This is a genomic window from Shewanella sp. 10N.286.52.E4 (assembly GCF_041468785.1).
GTDB classification, from domain to species: Bacteria; Pseudomonadota; Gammaproteobacteria; order Enterobacterales; family Shewanellaceae; genus Shewanella; species Shewanella electrodiphila.
Map to the genome: position 1 here is coordinate 33,899 of NZ_JBFRJJ010000025.1, position 20,499 is coordinate 54,397.

Sequence of the window (20,499 nt, forward strand, 5' to 3'; positions counted from 1 at the left end):
TTCAGTGCGTTCGTTCAACGACTACAGCACATAGCTGAAATTCAGCATGATCTGATGGGCGTTATAATTGTGATTAAGCTCGCCCAGGGTAACCATGCCTGGCACTTGATCAGTGGTCATTTGAGCGTCATCAGTGTCGTAATAACGTTCGTAGCGATAAGTCAGTTTCAATGCCATGTCATCACTCAAGGCATAGTTAGCGTAAAGACTCGCGCTATGGTTATAGGAGTAGTAATCGCCGTATGGGTTAGTACCATCAGCGGTAACATAAGTGTCACTGCTTGAATTACTGAACAGGTAATCAGCGCCTAAAGTCAGCTTATCTTCCATTAAGCCGCCGTAACTTACGCCTGCACCTAAGTTGATAAACTCATCTTCAATGTCGGCGTACCAGTCAGGGTCGCTGTAGTTTTGACTCCCTGCCTGGGCTGAATTAATCCATTGTTGGCCTGCAAAACCGTAAGCAGAGAACTGCTTAGTCAGTTGCATATTGACGTTAATGTCGTAGCTGTAATCTTCTGATTCAGTTAATCCGATCACTGTGTCGTCATAGTTATCTTTTGCATAACGACCAGTAAAATCGATGCTTAACCAATCAAGCGGCGTGTGACTCACGCGCAGTTCAACTTCGTTACGCTCTCTGTCCGCAAGGTAGTATTTGCGCATCAGTGAATTGTCTTCACTCGAGGTTAATTCAGTGGCTTGATATTCAGAGCCGCCACGATTGCTGTGACCTGCTTTCATATCAATGGTGAAGTTATCAATGGCGCGGATAGACAATTTTGCCCATAAGCTATCTTCATTAGTTTCTTCACGGTCGCTGTAGGTGCGTTCGATATCTTTGCGGTCGTAACCGGCTTGTAGGCGGTAGCCACTGGCGATGCGGTAACTGGCATTGACCTTGAACGTTGAACGCTCAACATCTGTGGCGACATTTTCTTTAAAGGTGCCGCTGACGCTATCGAAGTTGTATTGCTGGAATTCAAATACCGAGCTGTTGTTTTCACGGTTGCTGTAGTCGTAACTACCGCCAACGCGTAAACGGTTGCTTAGCATTGAAGTAATACGGATATTGGCATCAGTCGTATCGACTTCACCGTCCCAGTTTTGAATTGGGTTACCTGCAACTTGAATTAAATCGTCATCTTGGATCATACGACCAACAATAAAGCGACCAGACATAATAGTGCGGTCTAGTTGGTACTGGCCTGATAACGACACTTGGTGTGCTTCATTATCCGGTGTGGCTGAGTAGACATCGTAGTCAGTAGGTAAGCTGAGGTTTTCAGTATTATTTTTGTACTGACTGCCAAAGTAGCTTAATTCCGTTAACCAGTTTTGCCCGGTTAACGCTGCGCCAGCAGTAAACGAGTCCGTGGTGGAATCAACACGCTGACCAAAGTTAACTGGGCTTGGGCTGACTAAGCTGCTGCTCTTGTAACCGGTTTTATCTTCACGGTCGAAACGCACATACCCTTGATAAAAGTCTTGATTAAAATCCGCACCAATACCGACTTTTTCACGTTGTTGAGATAACTCAAATACGTAAGTGTCGCCAGGCAACATCATGCCGTCATCGTAATAAAGATTACTTTGCGCATCACCTGATTTGTAAGTGGTAATCAGTGAATAATCGGCATCGACATTAAATAAGCCTTTTTGACCCACACTGATGTTCGCTGTGCTGTTTTCAAAACCTAATTGATGGGCTTGAATACTGGCTTGGTAGCCATTTTCATCTTGGTATTCAACATCGCCACTAAGGGCAGTGACAAAGCCATCTTGATCGGTACCTAATGCATTAGCAGCATGGACATCATCGCTATCGATGTATCCAGCTGAAATATCGATGTTGCCGCTGTAACCTGAAGTATTAGTACAACGCTTACACTCATACTTTTCTTGGTTTAGGTTTTCAGTATTGGCATTACCAACTGCAAAGTTAGCGGCCATGGTTGGCGCAGAAGCTAACAATAAAGAAGCGGTAATTACATTCAATTTAAAATTCATGATATGGCTCCTAATTAACGCTGCAGCAAGCTGCCAGCTGGGTGGTTAGAACCATGGATTTGGCTGTGGCAGTTCAAACAGCTTTTTCCGCCGCCAAAGGCATCCATTCCAGGTTGTAAAACAACGCGACTCGCGTGACCGTCATCAGCGTGACATTGTTGACATAGTTGCGGTGCACGGTTGTTGAGCATGCCTTCGTTAACGCTGCCATGTGGGTTATGACAAGTGACACAGTTTTCAGTGACCGGTGCGTGCTCCCATAACATTGGGCCGCGTTTTTCAGCGTGACAGCTGTAACAGGTGTCATTAACAGTCGGTTTATTGAGTGCACTTTCTGACATTGAGCCATGTGGCGAGTGACAATCGATACAGGTCATTTGATCCCATTTCATTGGGTGAGCTGAGCGTTTGTTCATGTCGGCTTTTTCACGGGTGTGACAGCTAGTACAAGTATCATTAACGGTAAGTTCGTCTAATGCAGGATCTTTAGCGGCATGCACTACGTGGCAATCTGCACAAGCAATCTCTTCGAGATTATGAGTGCTGCTATGCCAAGCCATTTGTTCTGGGTCGTTATGGCAACCTTGGCAAACGGTGTTTTGGGTCGGTGCATCAAGTTTGCTGTCTTTACCAAACTGGATCATTGGCTCTTTACCACCACGGTTGTGGTTGCCTTGTGGACCATGACAGGCCTCACATTGAAGACCCGCCATTGGAGAGTCCTTGCTGGTTAAGTCGCCATGTGCGCCTTTGAAAATGTCAGTAACGCCTTCAGTGCGTTGGTGACACATTAAGCAGCTGTCTGCTCCTTTAGGGGAATACTTACCTTCAGCAAACTTCTCCACTAATTTTTGAGAAACTTGTTCACCTGTCATGTCATCCCATGGCGCTGCTGCGGCATTAAATGAGCACAAATAAAGGATTACACTGATAGAAGCTAGGATGTTTCGACACCAGTTCATCATGTCACCTGACCTTATTAAATCGAATTTATAAAAATGGACTAATCAATAAGGGGTATTTTAAAGAATTGTAAATTTCAAATCTAAGAATTGCGTTTATCATAAAGCGACATTTGTGATCAGGATCTATATCAGGGGTAACAAAAAAAATTAAAATACTTTCTGCAATGACATTGGTATAAATAAAAAGTTCCCCTTATGATTAAATATAAATGCAGACCGGCAATTCATACAAAAATAGTATGTGAGTATTGTGAAAGAATTAACTTTCCGTTACCGGCTGAATATGCACATTTTAAATATTTGTCTGATGAAGAATTAATAAGTTTTAATACCATAACTAACTTATTAAATTTTATTGAAAAGAATACTAATAATCCTTTTTTCTTTGTCGACTTCGTCCAGTTTTTCAATCAACGCATCGAAGAATTCACTCGAATCGACCTGTCTAGTAATGTGAGCAATGCCAGTAAACTGATTGCGTTTACCCAGTTCTACAATCAAGTGTCAGATCTTAATTGGACCAACACAGAGACAGCCGATTCTGTTGGTTTGATTGCAAAACGTTCACAGCAATCATTAGCTTCGAAGTACGACGATCTCTTTATATATGCATCTATGATGTATGTTTTAAAATTTAGTGAATCAAATAAATCCGATGTAATCATAGAGTTACCTTTCGGTCGTTCTTTCTATGGCTATAATGTCGATCTACTGGAAAACGTCAAGTTTAACTGCCAGTCCTTTTCTGTTTTCGTTAAAAAAGATGAACGAGATAAGGTGCTTGTCAACGCATTAATACCGCGAAAAATCTCTAATTTAGAACGTGTTAATGCGGCAGCTAATAGTATTTCACCTGCAGATTTAAGCTTGGTAGCATTAGCAAATATGCTTGGTATGTCGTCTAGGAGTTTACAGCGAGAAGTTAAAATTGAAGGTTTTTGCGTAAAAGACATAATTAAAAAAACCAAAGCGAATGCTATTATTTATATTTTAAATAAAAATAATGGCAATATAAAAGTGACCGCTTATGAGTGTGGTTTTAATAATCTTTCAGTATTTAGTCGTCAATTTTCTAACACTGTTGGTTGTTGTCCTACAGAATATGTCAAACGTCAAAATATTATTTAAACTTAAACTATGAAAAGGTAAGATTAAATAAATGTATCAATTGTTACGTTTGCGAATGATTATTAATTGGATTTATTGTTAATTAGAAGTAAGTCACATTAGCCATTAATTAAGTTGCTTCCTCTATCACTTTAGAGGTGTTTTGCTGAGCCTTGTCACAGTATCTAGATTCATTTCTGAATCCAAACCTCGTTATTTGAAAAGCAAATTGTGTTTTGTGAAGCACTAAAACCGTGAAAAAATCGTAATCTCAATAAACGTTTTTAGCTGATTATGCTATCTTTGGGCGATATTTGTTATTCAACGCCGAATAAGACCCTTTATGCTTAGTATTGCTCAAATTATCGCTCAAGAACTGAATGTTCGTGAGCAACAAGTCTCAGCGACTATCGCGTTACTTGATGATGGTTCTACCGTTCCTTTTGTTGCTCGTTACCGTAAAGAGGCAACGGGTGGTTTAGATGATGCCCAGTTACGTACCTTAGATAGCCGTTTAGGTTATTTACGTGAACTAGCAGAAAGAAGGCAAGTTATCCTTTCAAGCATTGATACCCAAGGAAAATTAACGCCAGAATTAAAGCAGGCGATAAATACTGCTGATAGCAAAACTCGTCTTGAAGATTTATACCTTCCTTATAAGCCTAAGCGTCGCACTAAAGGTCAGATTGCTATTGAAGCAGGCTTATTGCCACTTGCTGATTTTTTATTAGCTCATCGCCAAACTAACCTTGATGCGAAAGCAGCTGAATTTATCAATCCAGAAGCCGGCTTTGCTGATAACAAAGCAGTGCTCGATGGTGCGCGCTTTATTCTAATGGAACGTTTTGCTGAAGATGCGGATTTATTACAGAAAGTACGTCAGCATTTGCGTCAGCAAGCTGTGCTTGAAAGCCGAATGGTTAAGGGTAAAGAAAAGGAAGGTGCGAAGTTTCGTGATTACTTTGAGCATACTGAAACCATCACTAAAGTCCCATCTCACCGCGCTTTAGCCATGCTTCGTGGTCGCAACGAAGGCGTGTTGAGCCTGTCGATGAATGCAGATCCCAAAGCAGAAGTGGCGCAAAGCAGCTATTGCGTGGTGATTATTGCTGAGCATTTCAATTTAAAACTGTCTGACTCTGACGTTGATCAATGGCTAAAAACAGTGGTCACTGCAACTTGGCGGGTAAAAATTGCCCTACAAATGGAAACTGAGTTCATCAGTGCGATGCGCGAACGTGCAGAAGCTGAAGCGATTAATGTTTTTGCTCGTAATCTAGGTGATTTATTAATGGCGGCGCCAGCGGGTGCTAAAGCCACAATGGGCTTAGATCCTGGGTTACGTACTGGTGTTAAAGTCGCGATTGTGGATAACACAGGTAAATTTGTTACTCACACCACTATTTTCCCACATGCGCCGCAAAACGTTTGGGACAAGTCGATCCGTACTTTATCTAACCTTGTTAAAATGCATAAAGTTGAGTTGATTGCGATTGGTAACGGCACAGCATCACGTGAAACTGACAAATTAGCGGCTGAAGTGATTAGCTTTATGAAAGAGACCCACCCGAGCCTGACTAAGATTATGGTCAGCGAAGCCGGCGCCTCTGTTTACTCTGCTTCTGAGCTAGCATCCGATGAGTTCCCGAATCTGGATGTATCGATTCGTGGCGCGGTATCGATTGCACGTCGTTTGCAAGATCCGTTAGCGGAATTAGTTAAAATTGAACCAAAATCCATTGGTGTCGGCCAATATCAGCATGATGTGAGTCAAAGCCAGTTATCTAGTTCACTTGAAGCCGTTGTCGAAGACTGTGTGAACGGTGTTGGTGTCGATTTAAATATGGCTTCAGCGCCATTACTGGCTCAGGTTGCCGGTTTAAATAAAACCTTGGCTAAGAATGTCGTTACTTATCGTGATGAAAACGGACAGTTTGAGACCCGTAAGCAATTATTGAAAGTCGCGCGTTTAGGCCCTAAAGCTTATGAGCAGGCTGCCGGTTTCTTACGTATTCCTCAGGCAAAAAATCCATTAGATGGCTCTTCTGTTCACCCAGAAGCCTATAAATTAGTGGAATCGATTGCTAAAGCGAAACAGCAAACGGTTACGCAGTTAATGGGCAATACGGCATTACTATCAGAGCTTAATGCAGCAGAGTTTGTCACTGAAGAGTTTGGTTTACCGACTATTACTGATATTTTGGCCGAGCTTGATAAACCTGGGCGAGATCCTCGTGGTGAGTTTAAAACTGCCAGCTTTAAAGATGGTGTTGAAGAGTTAAAAGATCTCAAACTTGAAATGATCCTCGAAGGGGTTGTCACTAACGTGACTAACTTTGGCGCCTTTGTAGATGTGGGTGTGCATCAAGATGGTTTAGTGCATATTTCATCATTAACAGATAAGTTTGTTAGCGATCCGCATACTATCGTTAAAGCGGGTGACGTGGTTAAAGTCAAAGTGATGGAAGTTGATACTGAACGTCGCCGCATTGCATTAAGTATGCGCTTAGATGAGCCAGTACAAGCTAAAGCATCATCGAATAAGCCACAGACTTCAGGTAAAGGAAGTGCTGGCAAAGGCAAACAAGCAGCTTCTAAAGGTCAGTCAGCTAAAGGCGGCCAAGGTAAGCAAAACAAAGCCCCTGCCAATGCGGCAATGGGCGATGCATTTGCTAATGCGTTTGCAAAACTCAAAAAGTAATATTGTTCTCGCTATTATTAAATAGCTAAACAGTGACATTAAAGCCTTAATGACATCGAGATAATTCGTTGTGTTAAGGCTTTTTTATTGCTTGTTGGTATGATGAGAAACGGCTTTGATGGTTATTCTTCTATGTAAGTCAGACAAATTTCATCAAAGTTTGTTTTTGGTGATATGACTTCTTTATTTTTGAGCATTTCTTTATGGTCTTGCTTACTGATTAACTCATTATCGATAGTAAATACTTGGCGTTGACTAAGCTGACTTTTCACTAAAAACTGGCAATGCTCTTGGTGAAATGCCTCGTCAAATAATCCATTATCTTTGATACGCTGTAGACCTACTTTTATTCGGTTGGCTAATTGAGGGTGTGCGGGCGATACATGAAATAGTGTGACTAATGGAATATGTAATAAGGTGTTTTGCTCGACGATTAAATCGGGATAAATTTTGCCATAGGTTTCAACTTCATCATAGGCTTCATTAATTCCGCGACCGAAACTGATAAAGCGTTCTTTATCAAGCATATGAAAAAGCCCATCGTAACTCGAACCAATAACCACATCCATCCCTGCTTTTTCCATTGCAAAGCGTGTTGACCAAAACATCCCTGATCCTGTCGGTATCAATTTGAATTGCTCGAATGTGTTGATGTCAGAAAATAGTGATTGGTTTTGCTGTTTGATGATGAAGATGCGAAATCCTTGAACACCTTTTCGTAATGGCACATCAATGGCAATAAGTTTTTCACTCCATTGTGTTTTAGGCGCTTCGGCGATGACATTGATTAACTCGCCAGTCATTAATTCAGGTAAGACTCTACCTGATGTCATTGGATAATCTGAGGTGGTTATCTCCCAGTCTCCAAAATCATCTTCTGTATGAATTAAAGAGAGCTGCATAAGCTTATAGCTATATTCGTAGCGGGTATCATGGACAGAGTCAGGTTGATTTAATATAACCATATCTTTTGCTAGTACTGGCATGACTAGTGCAGATGTTGCTAGGAGCAGGATGCTGAAAAACAAACAAATATTCACAGCAAAGGTATATCTTGATGATGTCATCTTTGCCTCTTTTGTTTGGGAATGGAATGATTAGCTAATCCAATATAATTAATTACTTATCAATACTCAATAATTATAGGGTTGTGAATCAAAACCTAGCTTGTGCAGGCCATAAGTCATCATATTTGCAGTAAATAACGGTCATGGCGGAAGATATCATTTAGTGGGGCTAATGCAATAAAAACGCTAATTCGGTATCGACTTAGCGCTTTATAGTGGATGAGGAGATCGCTCTGCGTATTTAAACAGAAGATAAAGCCCTGAGTTTAAGCGATGTGAGTCATTTCATTTAAAATAAACTGCTCAACAGCGCCTTCGGTTGCACTCATATATTCAGCTAAATGCGTGTTACCCATATGTGTTTGCCATAACTCACGAGTTTCCCAGTTTTCATAAAACATGAAATGAGCTGGATTTTCGTTATCTTGATGCAAGTCGTAATTGATGCAACCTGCTTCTGCGCGAGTGATCTCAATCAGTTTTAATAGCTCTGCTTTTACTAATTCAATTTTGTCTGCTTTAGCAATGATGTTTGCCACAATAGTGAGTCTAGTCATGTTGAATAATCCTATTCTTATATTGAAATTTAAATGGCGCTATTTGCGCTGTGCTCGTTTGATGAATCTATATTAGTCCTTGTCATGAACATCTTAAACAGCGTAATGTTTGATATATTCTCAAATTAAAATTGATAATTATGTTATTAGAAGACTTGATTGTGATTTCAAAGGTAGCTGAATTTCGCAGTATTACCGCGGCTGCCGAAAACCTTGATATGCGAACGGCAACAGCCAGTGCGGCAGTTAAACGGGTAGAAAATGCCATAGGTGTTGAGTTGTTTGTACGTACTACACGGCATTTAAGGCTCTCTACTGCAGGCGAGCGTTATATTCCTCAATGTGAGAAAGCCCTCTCTATGCTGGCGCAAGCTAAGCAAAATATTAAAGATGATCTCGATATCATTGACGGCAATTTACGTATAGCACTCTCGTCTGATTTTGGGCGTAACTTGGTGATACCTTGGCTAGATGAATTTATGGATAGTCATCCACAGGTGAATCTTCGCACCAGTATCAGTGACAGTAATATTGACTTCTATCGTGATGCTGTGGATATGGCACTGCGTTATGGCTCGCCAACAGAGGCCAACGTATACGGGTTTAAAATCTGTAATGTGCCGAAACTTTTGTGTGCCAGCCCTGAGTACATCGCCAAGTTTGGTCAACCTCAACACCCTGATGATCTTACTGAACATAATGGTCTGTTATATCAACTGTACGATATTGTGCATGATGAATGGTGTTTTACTGATAGCCATAATCACCAATATAAAGTGAAAATGAACAGTAACCGTGCAGGTAATGATGGTGAACTGGCAAGGCGGTGGTGTTTGGCTGGCAAGGGCTTGGCGGTAAAGTCATTCCTTGATGTTTCAGCAGATCTTTTGTCCGGTAAGCTTGTGAGTGTAATGCCTGATTTTACACCTAGCCCAACTGAACTATGGCTGATTTGCCCAAGCCGACAGTCGATTACGCCTGCTGTAAGGCTATTGAGAGATAGCTTCAGAGAGAAAACCCTGCATATTCTTAAGCAGTTAGTTGATGAAGGCATCCTTGAACAGCGGAGTCTTGATAAAAACAGCTTTTAATCAAACTATAAGAAAACACACAGCAATAAACATCGTCATCTATGACGTGGCCAGTTATGAAGTGATAGTTATGAAATGGTCAGTTATGAAGTGATAGTTATGAAACGACAGTTATGAAGTGACAGTTATGAATTGGTCAGTTATGAAGTGATAGTTATGAAACGACAGTTATGAATTGGTCAGTTATGAATTGGTCAGTTATGAAGTGATAGTCATGAAGTGATAGCTATGAAACGACAGTTATGAAATGACAGTTAATAAAAGTACTTTAAGGATAAAACAGTGCTGGGCTAGTTAGCGGATAGACAGTGGTTTATTTACACTAACGCAAATAGCTGGTTGTGATCTGAAGGGGTGGTTTGTTGCTGATAAAACTTGCCGACACGCTCGCCGAGTTGCTGGTAAAAAGCGTCTGACTGCTCTTTATTAGCCTCATTTAACAATAAGCTTTGGATAGTGCGGTTGTTATCTTGTTTGGCGCTTTTATCTGCTTCAACTGGAGCTGAACTGGCATTTTTTTGTTGAATGTCACGACGTTGGATTGTCGGATTACTGTTAGCGGCAACACGCAGTAATTGCGGAAAAATGCCTTTTGGCCCTAACGCTTGTTGTTGAGACTGTTGTTGCGTTAACTGCTGTTCAGTCGACTGTTTTTGCTGCTGCTTTTGCTCGATCAACTCATGACGGGTTAAACGCTCATTTTGCTGATTGTAAGCGCGCTCTTGGTGCGCTTTAGACAATTCTTGCGGCGGCAATATCGGTTTAGCTTGCTGGTTATCCGCGCGCGCAAGATCGGTTGCAACATTACTTGTCGCAATCGGTACTTGGGGATAATTGGTCACTACCAGCATAAAGCTCACTTTGATAATATCGAATAACGTTTAAATTATAGTCAATTTACAAGTGGTTTTATAGGCTTAGTCTGTATGTTTTTCGATCCAAGGCAGTAATTCAGCTAAAAATGCTTGTGGGTGTGAAATGAACGGTGCGTGAGATGCTTTATTGTGAACAACGTCTTCTATACTTGTTGCTTGGGGTAAAAGTTTGATGATCTTTTTCGGAACTAAACTGTCACATCTGCCCCAAATCCTTAACCATGGTTGTTGGATAGTACTCAGCTGTGAACGTAAATCCACCGTACGCAGCATCCCTAAACCTTGATCAAGCACGACTTGGCTAGGTAAAGGTTTGGCTAATACCAGTTTCTTAATCGCGGCAATATCATTTTTAGCAGTGTCACTGCCCATGGCTTGAATCGCTAAAAAACGTTCAACGGTTTTGGCTAAGTTAATTTGCAGTTGCTCAGAAAACTGCGCTAACACCTTAGGTGCGATACCCGGCCATGACGCTTTGTTTTTAGGTGCTTGATTAACCCTATCTTGGTCACTATACGTTTGAGCAAAAACGTCTTGTTCACTAAATTCTTGAACAATAGCTTCTTGAGCCATGAAACATGGTGATGAAGCCACAGTGATTAAGGCTTTAACTGACTCAGGGTAAGTTATGGCGATTTGAGTGGCGACTAAGCCGCCCAATGACCAACCAAGCCACACAGCATTTTTTGGTAATTGCTGTGCTAGTTGTGCTGCCCACGCATTGATATCTCCAGTATTTTCAGCACTATCACCAAATCCCGGCAAGTCGACATAATGCACTCTATAATGACTAAGCGCGGTTTGTAATGGATGAAAAACGGCAGAGTTAACTCCCCAACCATGTAGCAAAACAAGATCTTGGCCTTCGCCCACAGTGTGAACGTGTAACTGAGGTAAGTTGGACTGCACGGGGTTTCCTCAAGATTGAGTTTGGGTTAATTGCCATACAGGATAAGGATATTATATGGATTGGCAACTCCGACAAGCCTGCTATGCAGGCTTTCGCATTGTTAAGCACGCAATTTTGCGTAATCTCCCTAATCGCTGCATGTTATGCAGTCAGGATATTGAGCCGTATGATCTGCAGAAACCGCATTCTGGCGTGTGTCAGCACTGTTTAGTGGCTGGACTTTATCAGCATGAAGTCTGCTTAGGATGCGGTAAGGCTATGATGCTATTACAGCGCTATTGTGGCCAATGTCAGTCAACTGAGCCAATAATGGTTATTGCGCCATGCAGTTATCATCAAGGGCTAGGTGAATTGATTGCAGCGATAAAATATCAACAACAATGTGCCTCATTAGCGGCGTTAGTGCAGGTGCTGGCTATTCGAGTGATGGATTTGGTTTCGAGGGATATGATTCAATTACCACAAGTGCTCATTCCTGTGCCGCTGCACCCCAATCGCTTAAAGTCGCGCGGATTTAATCAAGCATGGTTAATTGCTAAGGCATTAAGCCAACAATTAGGCATTGTCATGGATGATGCCTTGTTAGTCAGAGATGTTGATACCCAAGCACAAGCCGGATTAGATGGCAAAGCAAGGCGATTAAATTGCGCGGGGGCATTTAGCTTAAACTTAAATGCTTCAAGCTCAAACACTTCAAGCTCAAAAACTTCAAGCTCAAACACTTCAAGTTTAAACACTTTAAGTTCAAACACTGTTGCTAAAAGAGTACCTTATCAAAGAATCGCATTGATTGATGATGTCGTCACTACTGGCACCACAGTGAATGAAATTAGCCAATTGTTTGCAGCCGAATATGTCCATGTACAATGCTGGTGCTTAGCTAGAGCTGAAGCACCAGGGTTACTTAAATAATGTTTGGGCTATTGTGATGGCACAAAATACAGTGCATTGGCATAGACTTTTTCTGAGCCTAGCCAGATGTTTCGGAATAATAAATTATCCGCCAGGGCGACAATTTTACCTTTACCTTTGGTTTCAACTATCATCGCAGGGGTATTGGCAAATGCGCGTTGATATTCATTAGCAAGGTAGCCACTAATCAATAAGTCATTCTCATATTTCGCTGCGACAATAAATGGCGTTGAAGTGAGGTTGAAACTGATTTCGCGGTTTTTCATCACAGGCAGTGGATTAGGTAAACCAAAGGCGACAGGGTGAGTCGCATCAAGCTTTAACGCTACGATCGCTCCGCCGATAGATTGACGTGCTTTTAATTTAGATTGATCGCCATAATCCATGCCCGATGTGATGAATAGATTATTCAGTTCACGACTGGTTTTGGGTTCAGAATTTAAGATATTACGCTTATTAAGCCAAACTAATGCCCGCTTTTGCGCCACAATGGTGCCGCCTTCTGTTACGTATTGACCTAACTTTCTTGAGGTCGCATCGCTGATCAAATGATAAGGCCCATCAGCCATAAAAATATGGCTGTATGCCGATAAATCTAGTGATACCAAACGTTCTGTATTCACCATGGTTGTGGCTATACCTAGAGTCTTATCAAGGTAATGCCACATTTGACCGGTTTCTGAAGCATTGGTGTCTGCGCCTGTGATGATCAAAGGGGTTACGGGTTTTACTTTGATGAAATCATCGCTGCCTAAGTCCATTCCTGTAGCAGCATGTGAACTGGCAGATGCGACAACATCGACTTGGTGTTGTTGCGCGAGCGTTGCCACGATTTCTGCTAACTCAATGGCAGTGAAATTTTGCTGTTTCAGTGGGATTTGCAAACTACCAGCAACAAATTTTATGGCTTGTTTGCTGGTTTGAGGTTTTTCAGCTGTGCGATTGCCAATATTGACATTAAGGCTGAATGGTTTTTGGGCATACTTAACTATTACGCCTTGTTGGAGCAATTGCTGCAGCAATGGAGCCGCCGCAGCTTGTTGCCAATCAATCACCAAAGCCACGCTGTCTTTAGGGTAGGTTGCTTTGGCTACCTTGCCGTTTGGTTTGTCTGATAAGTACTTGGCACTGGGTTTGGCTTTTTTGATCAAACTTAAGCTTAAGGCTGATTCAAAATTCCACGTCGAAATATCGTAAAAGGTTTCATCTTTAAACTCGGTTCTTTTATCAAATAACGCCTCTAATAAGTCGTGTTGCGGCTGACTATCTGGAATAAACACACTGTCTTGAGGTGTGAAGTTAATATCATCATCTTCAATGACAGTGTTGAGGTATTTAACGCTAATTTTGTGCTGGGCTAATATGCTCACCAACTCATTAATATGCGTTGCGCCGCCATGGGCTTTGACTAATCTGCCAGACTGTTTACCTTCTCGATAACGCTTGATGTTGCTTGAGAAGAAGTCAGTTTGATACTTCATCAACTTTTTACGTAATGCGTGCGCACCTTTTAGGCTAGAAATAGAGGTCGCAAATTGGTTATCAATACTCTCAGCTAAAGTCACCACACCATTGGGTGAGTCTTGGGCTTGGCCGCGTGAGCTGGCTTGTTCAAATAGGATACCGACAGCGCCATTGATATCAGGGTAGGTTGAGCCTTTACCGTAAAAGAAGTCATCAAACATTTGACCGCTAAAATACACTTGTTTGACTTCATCTAAAGCTTGGCGATGAAACGCTGCCAGCTCATTTGATAATGCTTGATTGGCAGGTTTGGTTAATGGGTTAACGCGGTCAGGTACACCAGGTTGGAAAAAGTACGACTGTTGATGCCACATTTCATGGAAGTCACCTACATAGTGGGGCTGCCATTTATGGAAAAAAGCCACGCGACCTTGAGATGCAGGGTGGCGCAAGAAAAGCCAATCGCGGTTTAAATCAGCTAAATAGTGATTAAAACGTCCACCTGGCCAGTCTTGATTATGTTCACGGTGATTATTATCAGTAACAATGACTTGGCCTTTATTATTGTTGGCCCAATTTGAAAAGCGGTCAAAACCATCAGGGTTTTGGGTTGGAGTAAGTAAAATGACGGTATCGTCGAGTAGCTCTTTTACCCAAGGCGTATTAGCCGCAGCTAGGTAGTGACTTAATGCCAATGCGGCATGAGCGCCACTGGCTTCATCACCATGAATAGAGTACGCCAGCCACACGACCAATGGATTTTGATTAGTGCGGTTGGTTTGCATGGTGCCGTATTTAATATTACTGCGATATTCGATGATGTCGGCAAGGTTTTTCTGGTTTTTTTCAGAGGTGATCACCGCTGTGATTTGCTCGCGGCGTTCTTCACTATAACCTGCTGAATCTAAAGATACTCGGTCGCTTTCACTTGCCAGTAGTTGCAGGTAGTGATTAATCTGATCATGGCGTAAATGCCATTCACCCAATGGGTAACCTAAATACTCTGCAGGTTGAGTTAAATTAGTATTGATATCCTCAGTGAGTAAAGCTTGTTCAATACGGGTATTGGCAGCAGAAATATCACTAGCAGATGCCATAAAAGGCATGCAGATAAAAAATGTCATCAGCGTTCTAACTGAAAAACGAGCGAGCAAGGCATGTAAGCTAATCATATGAGAAACAAGATCATAAAAAGAAAACCGTAGGGTAACAATAAAGTGATTAGTCTTAAATCTCCATTAAAAACCGACACAAAGAGACTATTTTTTGTCACACTTGCTTGATGCAGGACTATAAAGCAGAGGCAACTAAGAGTATCATGTCGCTAAACCTACTAAATTACTCAAGTACTACCTTATTTAAGTCAGTTCTTAATTAAGTTAATGCTTACTCAAGTACTACCCAACGGAGCAGTTTTTATGATCAACATTACTGATACGGCTCAGGCTCATTTTGTAAAATTACTGGCCGATCAACCTGAAGGCACTCATATCCGTGTGTTTGTCATCAGTCCAGGTACCGCTCAAGCAGAGTGCGGTGTATCTTACTGTCCACCAGATGCTGTTGAAGCTGATGATACTGAATTACCGTTTACAGGTTTTAGTGCCATGGTTGACGAAAAGAGTGCACCATTTTTAGAAGAAGCGAGCATCGACTTTGTGACTGACCAACTTGGTTCACAATTAACGCTTAAAGCACCAAATGCTAAAATGCGTAAAGTGGCTTCTGACGCACCACTAAAAGAGCGTATTGAGTATGTGATTCAATCAGAAATCAACCCTCAGTTAGCAAGCCATGGTGGTAACATCATGTTAGTAGAAATTACTGAAGAAGGCGTTGCTGTACTTCAGTTTGGCGGTGGTTGTAATGGTTGTTCTCAAGTTGATATCACATTAAAAGATGGTATCGAGAAGCAGCTATTAGATATGTTCCCTGGTGAGTTAGCTGGCGTGAAAGACGTGACAGATCATCAACATGGTTCACATTCTTATCAGTAAACACTAAGGTGTGATGACTGATAATAAACGCAGCGTTAAGCTGCGTTTTTTTATGTCTATAGATCCGTTATTGACTCATTGATCTGAGCTATATAGCCAACATTTATCCTGTATTGATGAATAAATGAGTACTTTAGGCTTAGTGTTTAACGTACTATTAACAAGCTTGTGTTATACCTTAAGTAAGCTAACGCCGAGGAGTATGGTGTGATTAATGATATTTACCCTTCTAAACTGCCAACTCGAAACACAGGTTTTACCTTAATTGAGCTTGTGGTTGTGATTATCGTATTGGCAATTTTAGCCGTTATTGCAGTCAGTAAGTTTATTGATGTTAAGCGTGACGCAGAGATAAGTCGAGTTCAGGCCATAGCAGCATCATTTGAACAGTCTGTGACTTTTTCTCACACTCGTTGGCAATTGATTGGTGGCAGTGATCCGATGAATGATTTGCCTGACTTTGCTAATAATGACCTTGATATGAATACTTTTGGCTACCCATTAGGCACAGGAAAAGGTAACCCTATGGGCAACCCTGTGAACATAGGGCCAGGGCAAGGCGGTTGTGTCGATTTGTGGAATGCTTTGATAGAAAGCCCGCCATCAGTTGCTATTAGAAATACAACGGACGATGTTGAATTTGAGTCATATCGCCATGCTGCAGACGGTGGCAGCGGTGCGACCCAGTGTACTTATGTATTAAGGACATTAGGCGATACAGCGGGAAGAAATAGAGCTGAAATTAAGATTGTTTACGACTCTATCGAAGGCACCGTGAATGCCTTTATCGAGGACTCTTAAACTTAGGCTTGAGTCATTTTTTGATGGCTTGATAGGGCATTGATGACTAAATCACTTTGATACGATATTCAATAAAAACGGCTTGCTGATTTCAGCAAGCCGTTTTTAGTTTTATCTTAAAGCATTGATGCGAAATGACTTATTTAGACCGTTTCTTGAAAATGCGGCGGTAAAAAGTCACTGCGCTGAATAGTAAGATCGCAGTACCGATAAATGCGATAACAGTAATAAAGGCCACATATTTGAATGGCATATTTAACGCATCATGTAAGGGTCTGACAAATGTCGCGACTTTGCCTGAAAGTGGGCGATCACTGTGCAACAGAGCTGATTGTATTTTGCCTTGCTCATAATTCATGGTGATGCTGTCAGCTTGACGTAACCAAACATCGCTGTGGGTATCAAAACGGATGCTGTAATTCAGCTCTTGTGGTCCTTTAGGTTTTTCTACACCAGGTTCAGGTTTACGCTTACGCGGCTTGTTCACCGAAACCATATTGGAATCTGGCCACATATCTTGTGCGGTTTGTAGCTGACTTTGCCAATCACTTTTTTGGCTAACAGGATATTGTATTTCAGCTGCTGGTTGCTTTAATGCATCCATCCACAAACCTTTATAAGTGATTAAAAAGCCTGTGATACATAATAAGAATAATGGTACAGAGATAAACAATCCTAACTGAATATGACTTTTTACCAGGCTGCTTGATTTAGTGTTACTTGGTATTGAGTGTTTCAGCCTAAAGGTTTTACGTACTCGCCACCAAAGGTAAATACCCACTAAAGTGACTAACCCACCAATCATCGAAGCCCAAGCGTTCAGGTATTTACCAAAATCACCTAACAGGAAATTTCTGTGTAACCAAAACATAGTGCTATAAAGCGGAATATCTCTCATTTTATAAGTTGAGAGCTCGTTCAAGTCTTGATCAAAAGCAATCGATTGACCACGAGTTGCGACTTCAATATATGGCGAGTATTCAGTTGGAAAGCGAACCGTCCCCATATCAGGGTATCGCTCAAATAAGGTCTCAGTGACATAGGCTTTTTGTTCAATGGATAGCGGCGCATATTGCTGCCCTTTATCATCCATTCTTTTCAGCATGTCCATACCGCCAAGATAAACACCTGTGACTAATACAATCAGCATTGAAATGCTGATGACAAAGCCAACCCAGTTATGAAACCATTTTAAAGCAGGGACTACATTCATATTGAAACTCTTAAGTGTAAGTTGGCCGTAACCAAATCATGACGATTATGTTTGCTGATATTGAACAAACTCGTGCTGACAACAAAAATTTCGTGAATGATAATTAATCTCATTTATTTACACAATTAAAGAAATGTAAAGACTGGCCTTATTCGAAATTATTGCTATTCAGATCACAAATTAGCTTATTTAGTCACTTTTTAGTGTTTTAACATTTGAATAACTATTCAGGTTGTTTCTTGACCGTTAACTCACAGTGTACAGATTGAAATCTCAGTTTTAAATGGGTTTTAAAGCAACGCTCTTTTCGTTAAGTATTTGTTGCGTAGTGCTTTTATCTTTTTTGGATGGGGGAGGTTATAGAGGCTGAAATTGAATGCTTATTACAAGTGAAAAGTTTTATTAACATTAATCTTAGTTAATATGCAATAACTATTCATCGATGGTAATGAGATTTACTCTCATTAGTGCAGTCCTTCACACTTCTTTACATTAACTGACAAAAACTCTTCACAAACAGTGAAACGCAAATGATAATCCGTCTCATTAACGGTTATTGCCAATTTAAGGTCTACTTTGTATGAAAATTTCACCTATTGCGTTTGCGGTTGTTGTAGGTTTAGCCTCAGCATCATTAGCGGCTGAAGAAGCTGCAAATGAAACAGCATCAAGCCAAGATTTTGTTGCTAACATCGAACGTATTCAAATTACTGGAATGAACTTCAATAACTACAAAGTGGGCACCTCTTCAGGCGCAATGCGTGGTGACATTGATTTAATGGACACGCCGCAATCAGTTAACGTTATTCCTGATTTTGTCACTGATGAGCAGTTAGCAAGAAATCTGTCAGAAGTATTGGTAAATGATTCAAGTGTTACCGGTGGTAGTGAAAAGTGGAACCGCCAAGTGTTCAACATCCGTGGTTTTGAACTTGATTCTGGCAGCGGCTTCTTAATCAACGGTCAGCAGCAGTGGTCTCACTACGTGCAACCGATTGAAACACTACAACAGGTTGAAGTGCTTAAAGGCCCATCAAGCATGCTTTATGGTCAGTCAGGTCCTGGCGGCTTAATCAATATGGTGACTAAAAAGCCAACCTATGAAAACTTATTTGACGTTGCATTTGATACAGATGCAAATGGTTCTACACGTTTTCAGTTAGATGCGGGTGGCGCGTTAAATGATGCTGAATCAATTCGTTACCGTACAGTGTTAGTGAAGCAAGACACCAAATACTGGCGCGAATACCAAGATGGCAATGGTGAACAAGAGCAAGAGCGTGATCGCTTTTTAGGTTACTTAAACCTTGAATTCGACCTACATGAAGATGTGATGTTATCGGTTAAGTACGATTACACTGACGACAAAACAGGCATCGACAGAGGCGGTTGGTTAGATGATAACGGCGACTTAGTTGGTGACCGTGAAGATATTTGGGATATGTCATGGGCATTTACCGATAACAACGTTGAAAACTTAGGTGCAGACTTAACTTGGTATATTTCTGATGACTGGAAAATGACCACAGGTTATAACCATCAAACCTTTACTCGTCAGCGTTTAGATTCATCACCTACGATGATTTCTGGCATGGATCCAACCACTGATGGTTATCAAATCAAAGCCTTTGATCGTTATGATGACTGGCAGCATAAAACAGCCTACATGGACTTTACTGGCATCGTGAATGCTTTTGGCATGGAACATCAGTTACTTGTTGGCGCTAACATCTTAGATTACTACTATGGTCAGTTGAGAGACAGTGGCGATGCACAGATGGTTAAACCAGGTGAAAGTGTTCCTAGACCAGATTTAGATTACAACAATGACACCACCAAAAGTGAGTCAAGCTACAAGCATTATGGTTTTTATGTTCAAGATTTAATGACCATTAACGATGAGTGGCAAGTACTTGCTGGCGTACGTTATGACGAACAGAAAAAAGATGGCGAAGGTGAAAATAGCTACGCTGTATCGCCTAAGTTTGGTGTAATTTATTCACCAAGTGCTAATGGCAGTATTTACGCTAACTATTCAAAAAGTTTTAACCCTCAGTCAATCGTAAGTAGCGATAATGATGTTAATGACGGTATGGATCTTGAACCTGAATATGGTGAGCAATTCGAGATTGGTACTAAGTGGGAACTCTATGATGGCGGCTTATTACTAACCGGTGCGGTATTTGATACCACAGTGACTAATGTGACCGTTCAAGAGCAACTTGACACACCGATTGGCGACAAAGATTACATCACCACACAAAGCGGTAAGCAGCATCACCGTGGTTTTGAAGTGGGCGCTCAAGGTCAAGTAAGTGATAATGTATTTATTACCAGTTCAATGATGTACTTGGATGCAGAATACATCACCAGTGCCGAAGATACAGAGCAGCTAGATGGTAAAACGCCTGTTGATGCGCCTGAATGGTCTGCCAACATCTGGACCCGTTACGAAGTCACTGACGATTTAGCATTGAACATAGGTGCTATCTACGTTGGCGAGCGTTTTGCTAATACCCAAAACACCATTGTAAAAGATGACTATGTTCGCTTTGACTTTGGTGCAGCATATACTTTCGCTGTACAAAATACCGACATGAGCGTGCGTTTTAACGTTAAAAACTTATTTGATACTGACTACTTAGGTGGTGGTACTAATACAGACGTTACTGTTGGTGAAGGCAGAAACTTCAGCTTAGCATTCGAAGCAAAGTTCTAAATTAATGTTTTGGACTAAGGTTTTGAATCTAAGCAATACCGTGTTTTAGTGAAAGGCCCTAACGTCAGCAATGATGTTAGGGCCTTTTTTATGTTTACTTTTCAGCGTTA

15 protein-coding genes are annotated in these 20,499 nt (G+C 41.3%); 7 read left to right on the top strand and 8 right to left on the bottom strand.

Features of this window, described 5'->3' with window-relative positions; all coding sequences use genetic code 11:
* Positions 1-21 precede the first annotated feature (21 nt).
* Positions 22-2,010: an MtrB/PioB family decaheme-associated outer membrane protein gene (locus AB4153_RS15435; RefSeq protein ID WP_371998061.1), complete on the bottom strand. Its 1,989-nt coding sequence runs from the start codon at positions 2,008-2,010 to the stop codon at positions 22-24.
* 14 nt (positions 2,011-2,024) lie between these two features.
* Positions 2,025-2,975 carry a DmsE family decaheme c-type cytochrome gene (locus tag AB4153_RS15440; RefSeq protein ID WP_371998062.1) on the bottom strand — a complete coding sequence of 317 codons (951 nt, stop codon included), beginning with the start codon at positions 2,973-2,975 and terminating at the stop codon, positions 2,025-2,027.
* Positions 2,976-3,170: 195 nt separating this feature from the next.
* On the opposite strand from AB4153_RS15440, the gene AB4153_RS15445 reads away from it, so the two are divergent.
* Both AB4153_RS15445 and AB4153_RS15450 read left to right on the top strand, forming a co-directional pair.
* Entirely contained in the window at positions 3,171-4,103 is a 933-nt protein-coding gene (locus AB4153_RS15445) for a helix-turn-helix domain-containing protein (protein ID WP_371998063.1), read from the top strand.
* A gap of 322 nt (positions 4,104-4,425) precedes the next feature.
* Positions 4,426-6,783, top strand: coding sequence for a Tex family protein (locus AB4153_RS15450; RefSeq protein ID WP_102526177.1), 2,358 nt, complete (start codon positions 4,426-4,428; stop codon positions 6,781-6,783).
* A 122-nt stretch (positions 6,784-6,905) separates the two neighbouring features.
* On the opposite strand, the gene AB4153_RS15455 is transcribed toward AB4153_RS15450, so the two are convergent.
* On the bottom strand, positions 6,906-7,850 hold the full coding sequence (locus AB4153_RS15455) for a hypothetical protein (RefSeq protein ID WP_371998064.1): 945 nt from the start codon (positions 7,848-7,850) through the stop codon (positions 6,906-6,908).
* 266 nt (positions 7,851-8,116) lie between these two features.
* Positions 8,117-8,407, bottom strand: a complete 291-nt coding sequence (locus AB4153_RS15460) for a putative quinol monooxygenase (protein ID WP_371998065.1) — start codon at positions 8,405-8,407, stop codon at positions 8,117-8,119.
* Between the two features lie 140 nt (positions 8,408-8,547).
* Here AB4153_RS15460 and AB4153_RS15465 point away from each other — a divergent pair, with 140 nt between their 5' ends.
* On the top strand, positions 8,548-9,498 hold the full coding sequence (locus AB4153_RS15465) for a LysR family transcriptional regulator (RefSeq protein ID WP_102526174.1): 951 nt from the start codon (positions 8,548-8,550) through the stop codon (positions 9,496-9,498).
* A gap of 317 nt (positions 9,499-9,815) precedes the next feature.
* Here AB4153_RS15465 and AB4153_RS15470 read toward each other — a convergent pair whose 3' ends face one another.
* Both AB4153_RS15470 and AB4153_RS15475 read right to left on the bottom strand, forming a co-directional pair.
* Positions 9,816-10,349 (bottom strand): hypothetical protein, encoded by a 534-nt coding sequence (locus tag AB4153_RS15470; RefSeq protein ID WP_371998066.1) that lies wholly within the window; start codon positions 10,347-10,349, stop codon positions 9,816-9,818.
* A gap of 66 nt (positions 10,350-10,415) precedes the next feature.
* Positions 10,416-11,282 (bottom strand): alpha/beta fold hydrolase, encoded by an 867-nt coding sequence (locus tag AB4153_RS15475; RefSeq protein WP_303516450.1) that lies wholly within the window; start codon positions 11,280-11,282, stop codon positions 10,416-10,418.
* A gap of 55 nt (positions 11,283-11,337) precedes the next feature.
* Between AB4153_RS15475 and AB4153_RS15480 the strand changes: the two genes are divergently transcribed.
* On the top strand, positions 11,338-12,195 hold the full coding sequence (locus AB4153_RS15480) for a ComF family protein (RefSeq protein WP_371998067.1): 858 nt from the start codon (positions 11,338-11,340) through the stop codon (positions 12,193-12,195).
* 8 nt (positions 12,196-12,203) lie between these two features.
* Here the strand turns inward: AB4153_RS15480 and AB4153_RS15485 are convergent, their stop codons facing one another.
* Positions 12,204-14,783, bottom strand: a complete 2,580-nt coding sequence (locus AB4153_RS15485) for a M14 family metallopeptidase (RefSeq protein ID WP_371998068.1) — start codon at positions 14,781-14,783, stop codon at positions 12,204-12,206.
* 294 nt (positions 14,784-15,077) lie between these two features.
* Between AB4153_RS15485 and nfuA the strand changes: the two genes are divergently transcribed.
* Together nfuA and AB4153_RS15495 are read left to right on the top strand one after the other, a co-directional pair.
* Positions 15,078-15,656, top strand: a complete 579-nt coding sequence (gene nfuA, locus AB4153_RS15490) for a Fe-S biogenesis protein NfuA (protein ID WP_102526169.1) — start codon at positions 15,078-15,080, stop codon at positions 15,654-15,656.
* A 207-nt stretch (positions 15,657-15,863) separates the two neighbouring features.
* The gene (locus AB4153_RS15495; protein WP_248956595.1) at positions 15,864-16,457 is read left to right on the top strand and encodes a prepilin-type N-terminal cleavage/methylation domain-containing protein; all 594 of its coding nucleotides are present in this window, start codon (positions 15,864-15,866) and stop codon (positions 16,455-16,457) included.
* Between the two features lie 139 nt (positions 16,458-16,596).
* Here AB4153_RS15495 and AB4153_RS15500 read toward each other — a convergent pair whose 3' ends face one another.
* The gene (locus AB4153_RS15500; RefSeq protein ID WP_371998069.1) at positions 16,597-17,670 is read right to left on the bottom strand and encodes a PepSY-associated TM helix domain-containing protein; all 1,074 of its coding nucleotides are present in this window, start codon (positions 17,668-17,670) and stop codon (positions 16,597-16,599) included.
* A 580-nt stretch (positions 17,671-18,250) separates the two neighbouring features.
* Between AB4153_RS15500 and AB4153_RS15505 the strand changes: the two genes are divergently transcribed.
* Positions 18,251-20,389 carry a TonB-dependent siderophore receptor gene (locus tag AB4153_RS15505; protein ID WP_371998070.1) on the top strand — a complete coding sequence of 713 codons (2,139 nt, stop codon included), beginning with the start codon at positions 18,251-18,253 and terminating at the stop codon, positions 20,387-20,389.
* Positions 20,390-20,499 lie beyond the last annotated feature (110 nt).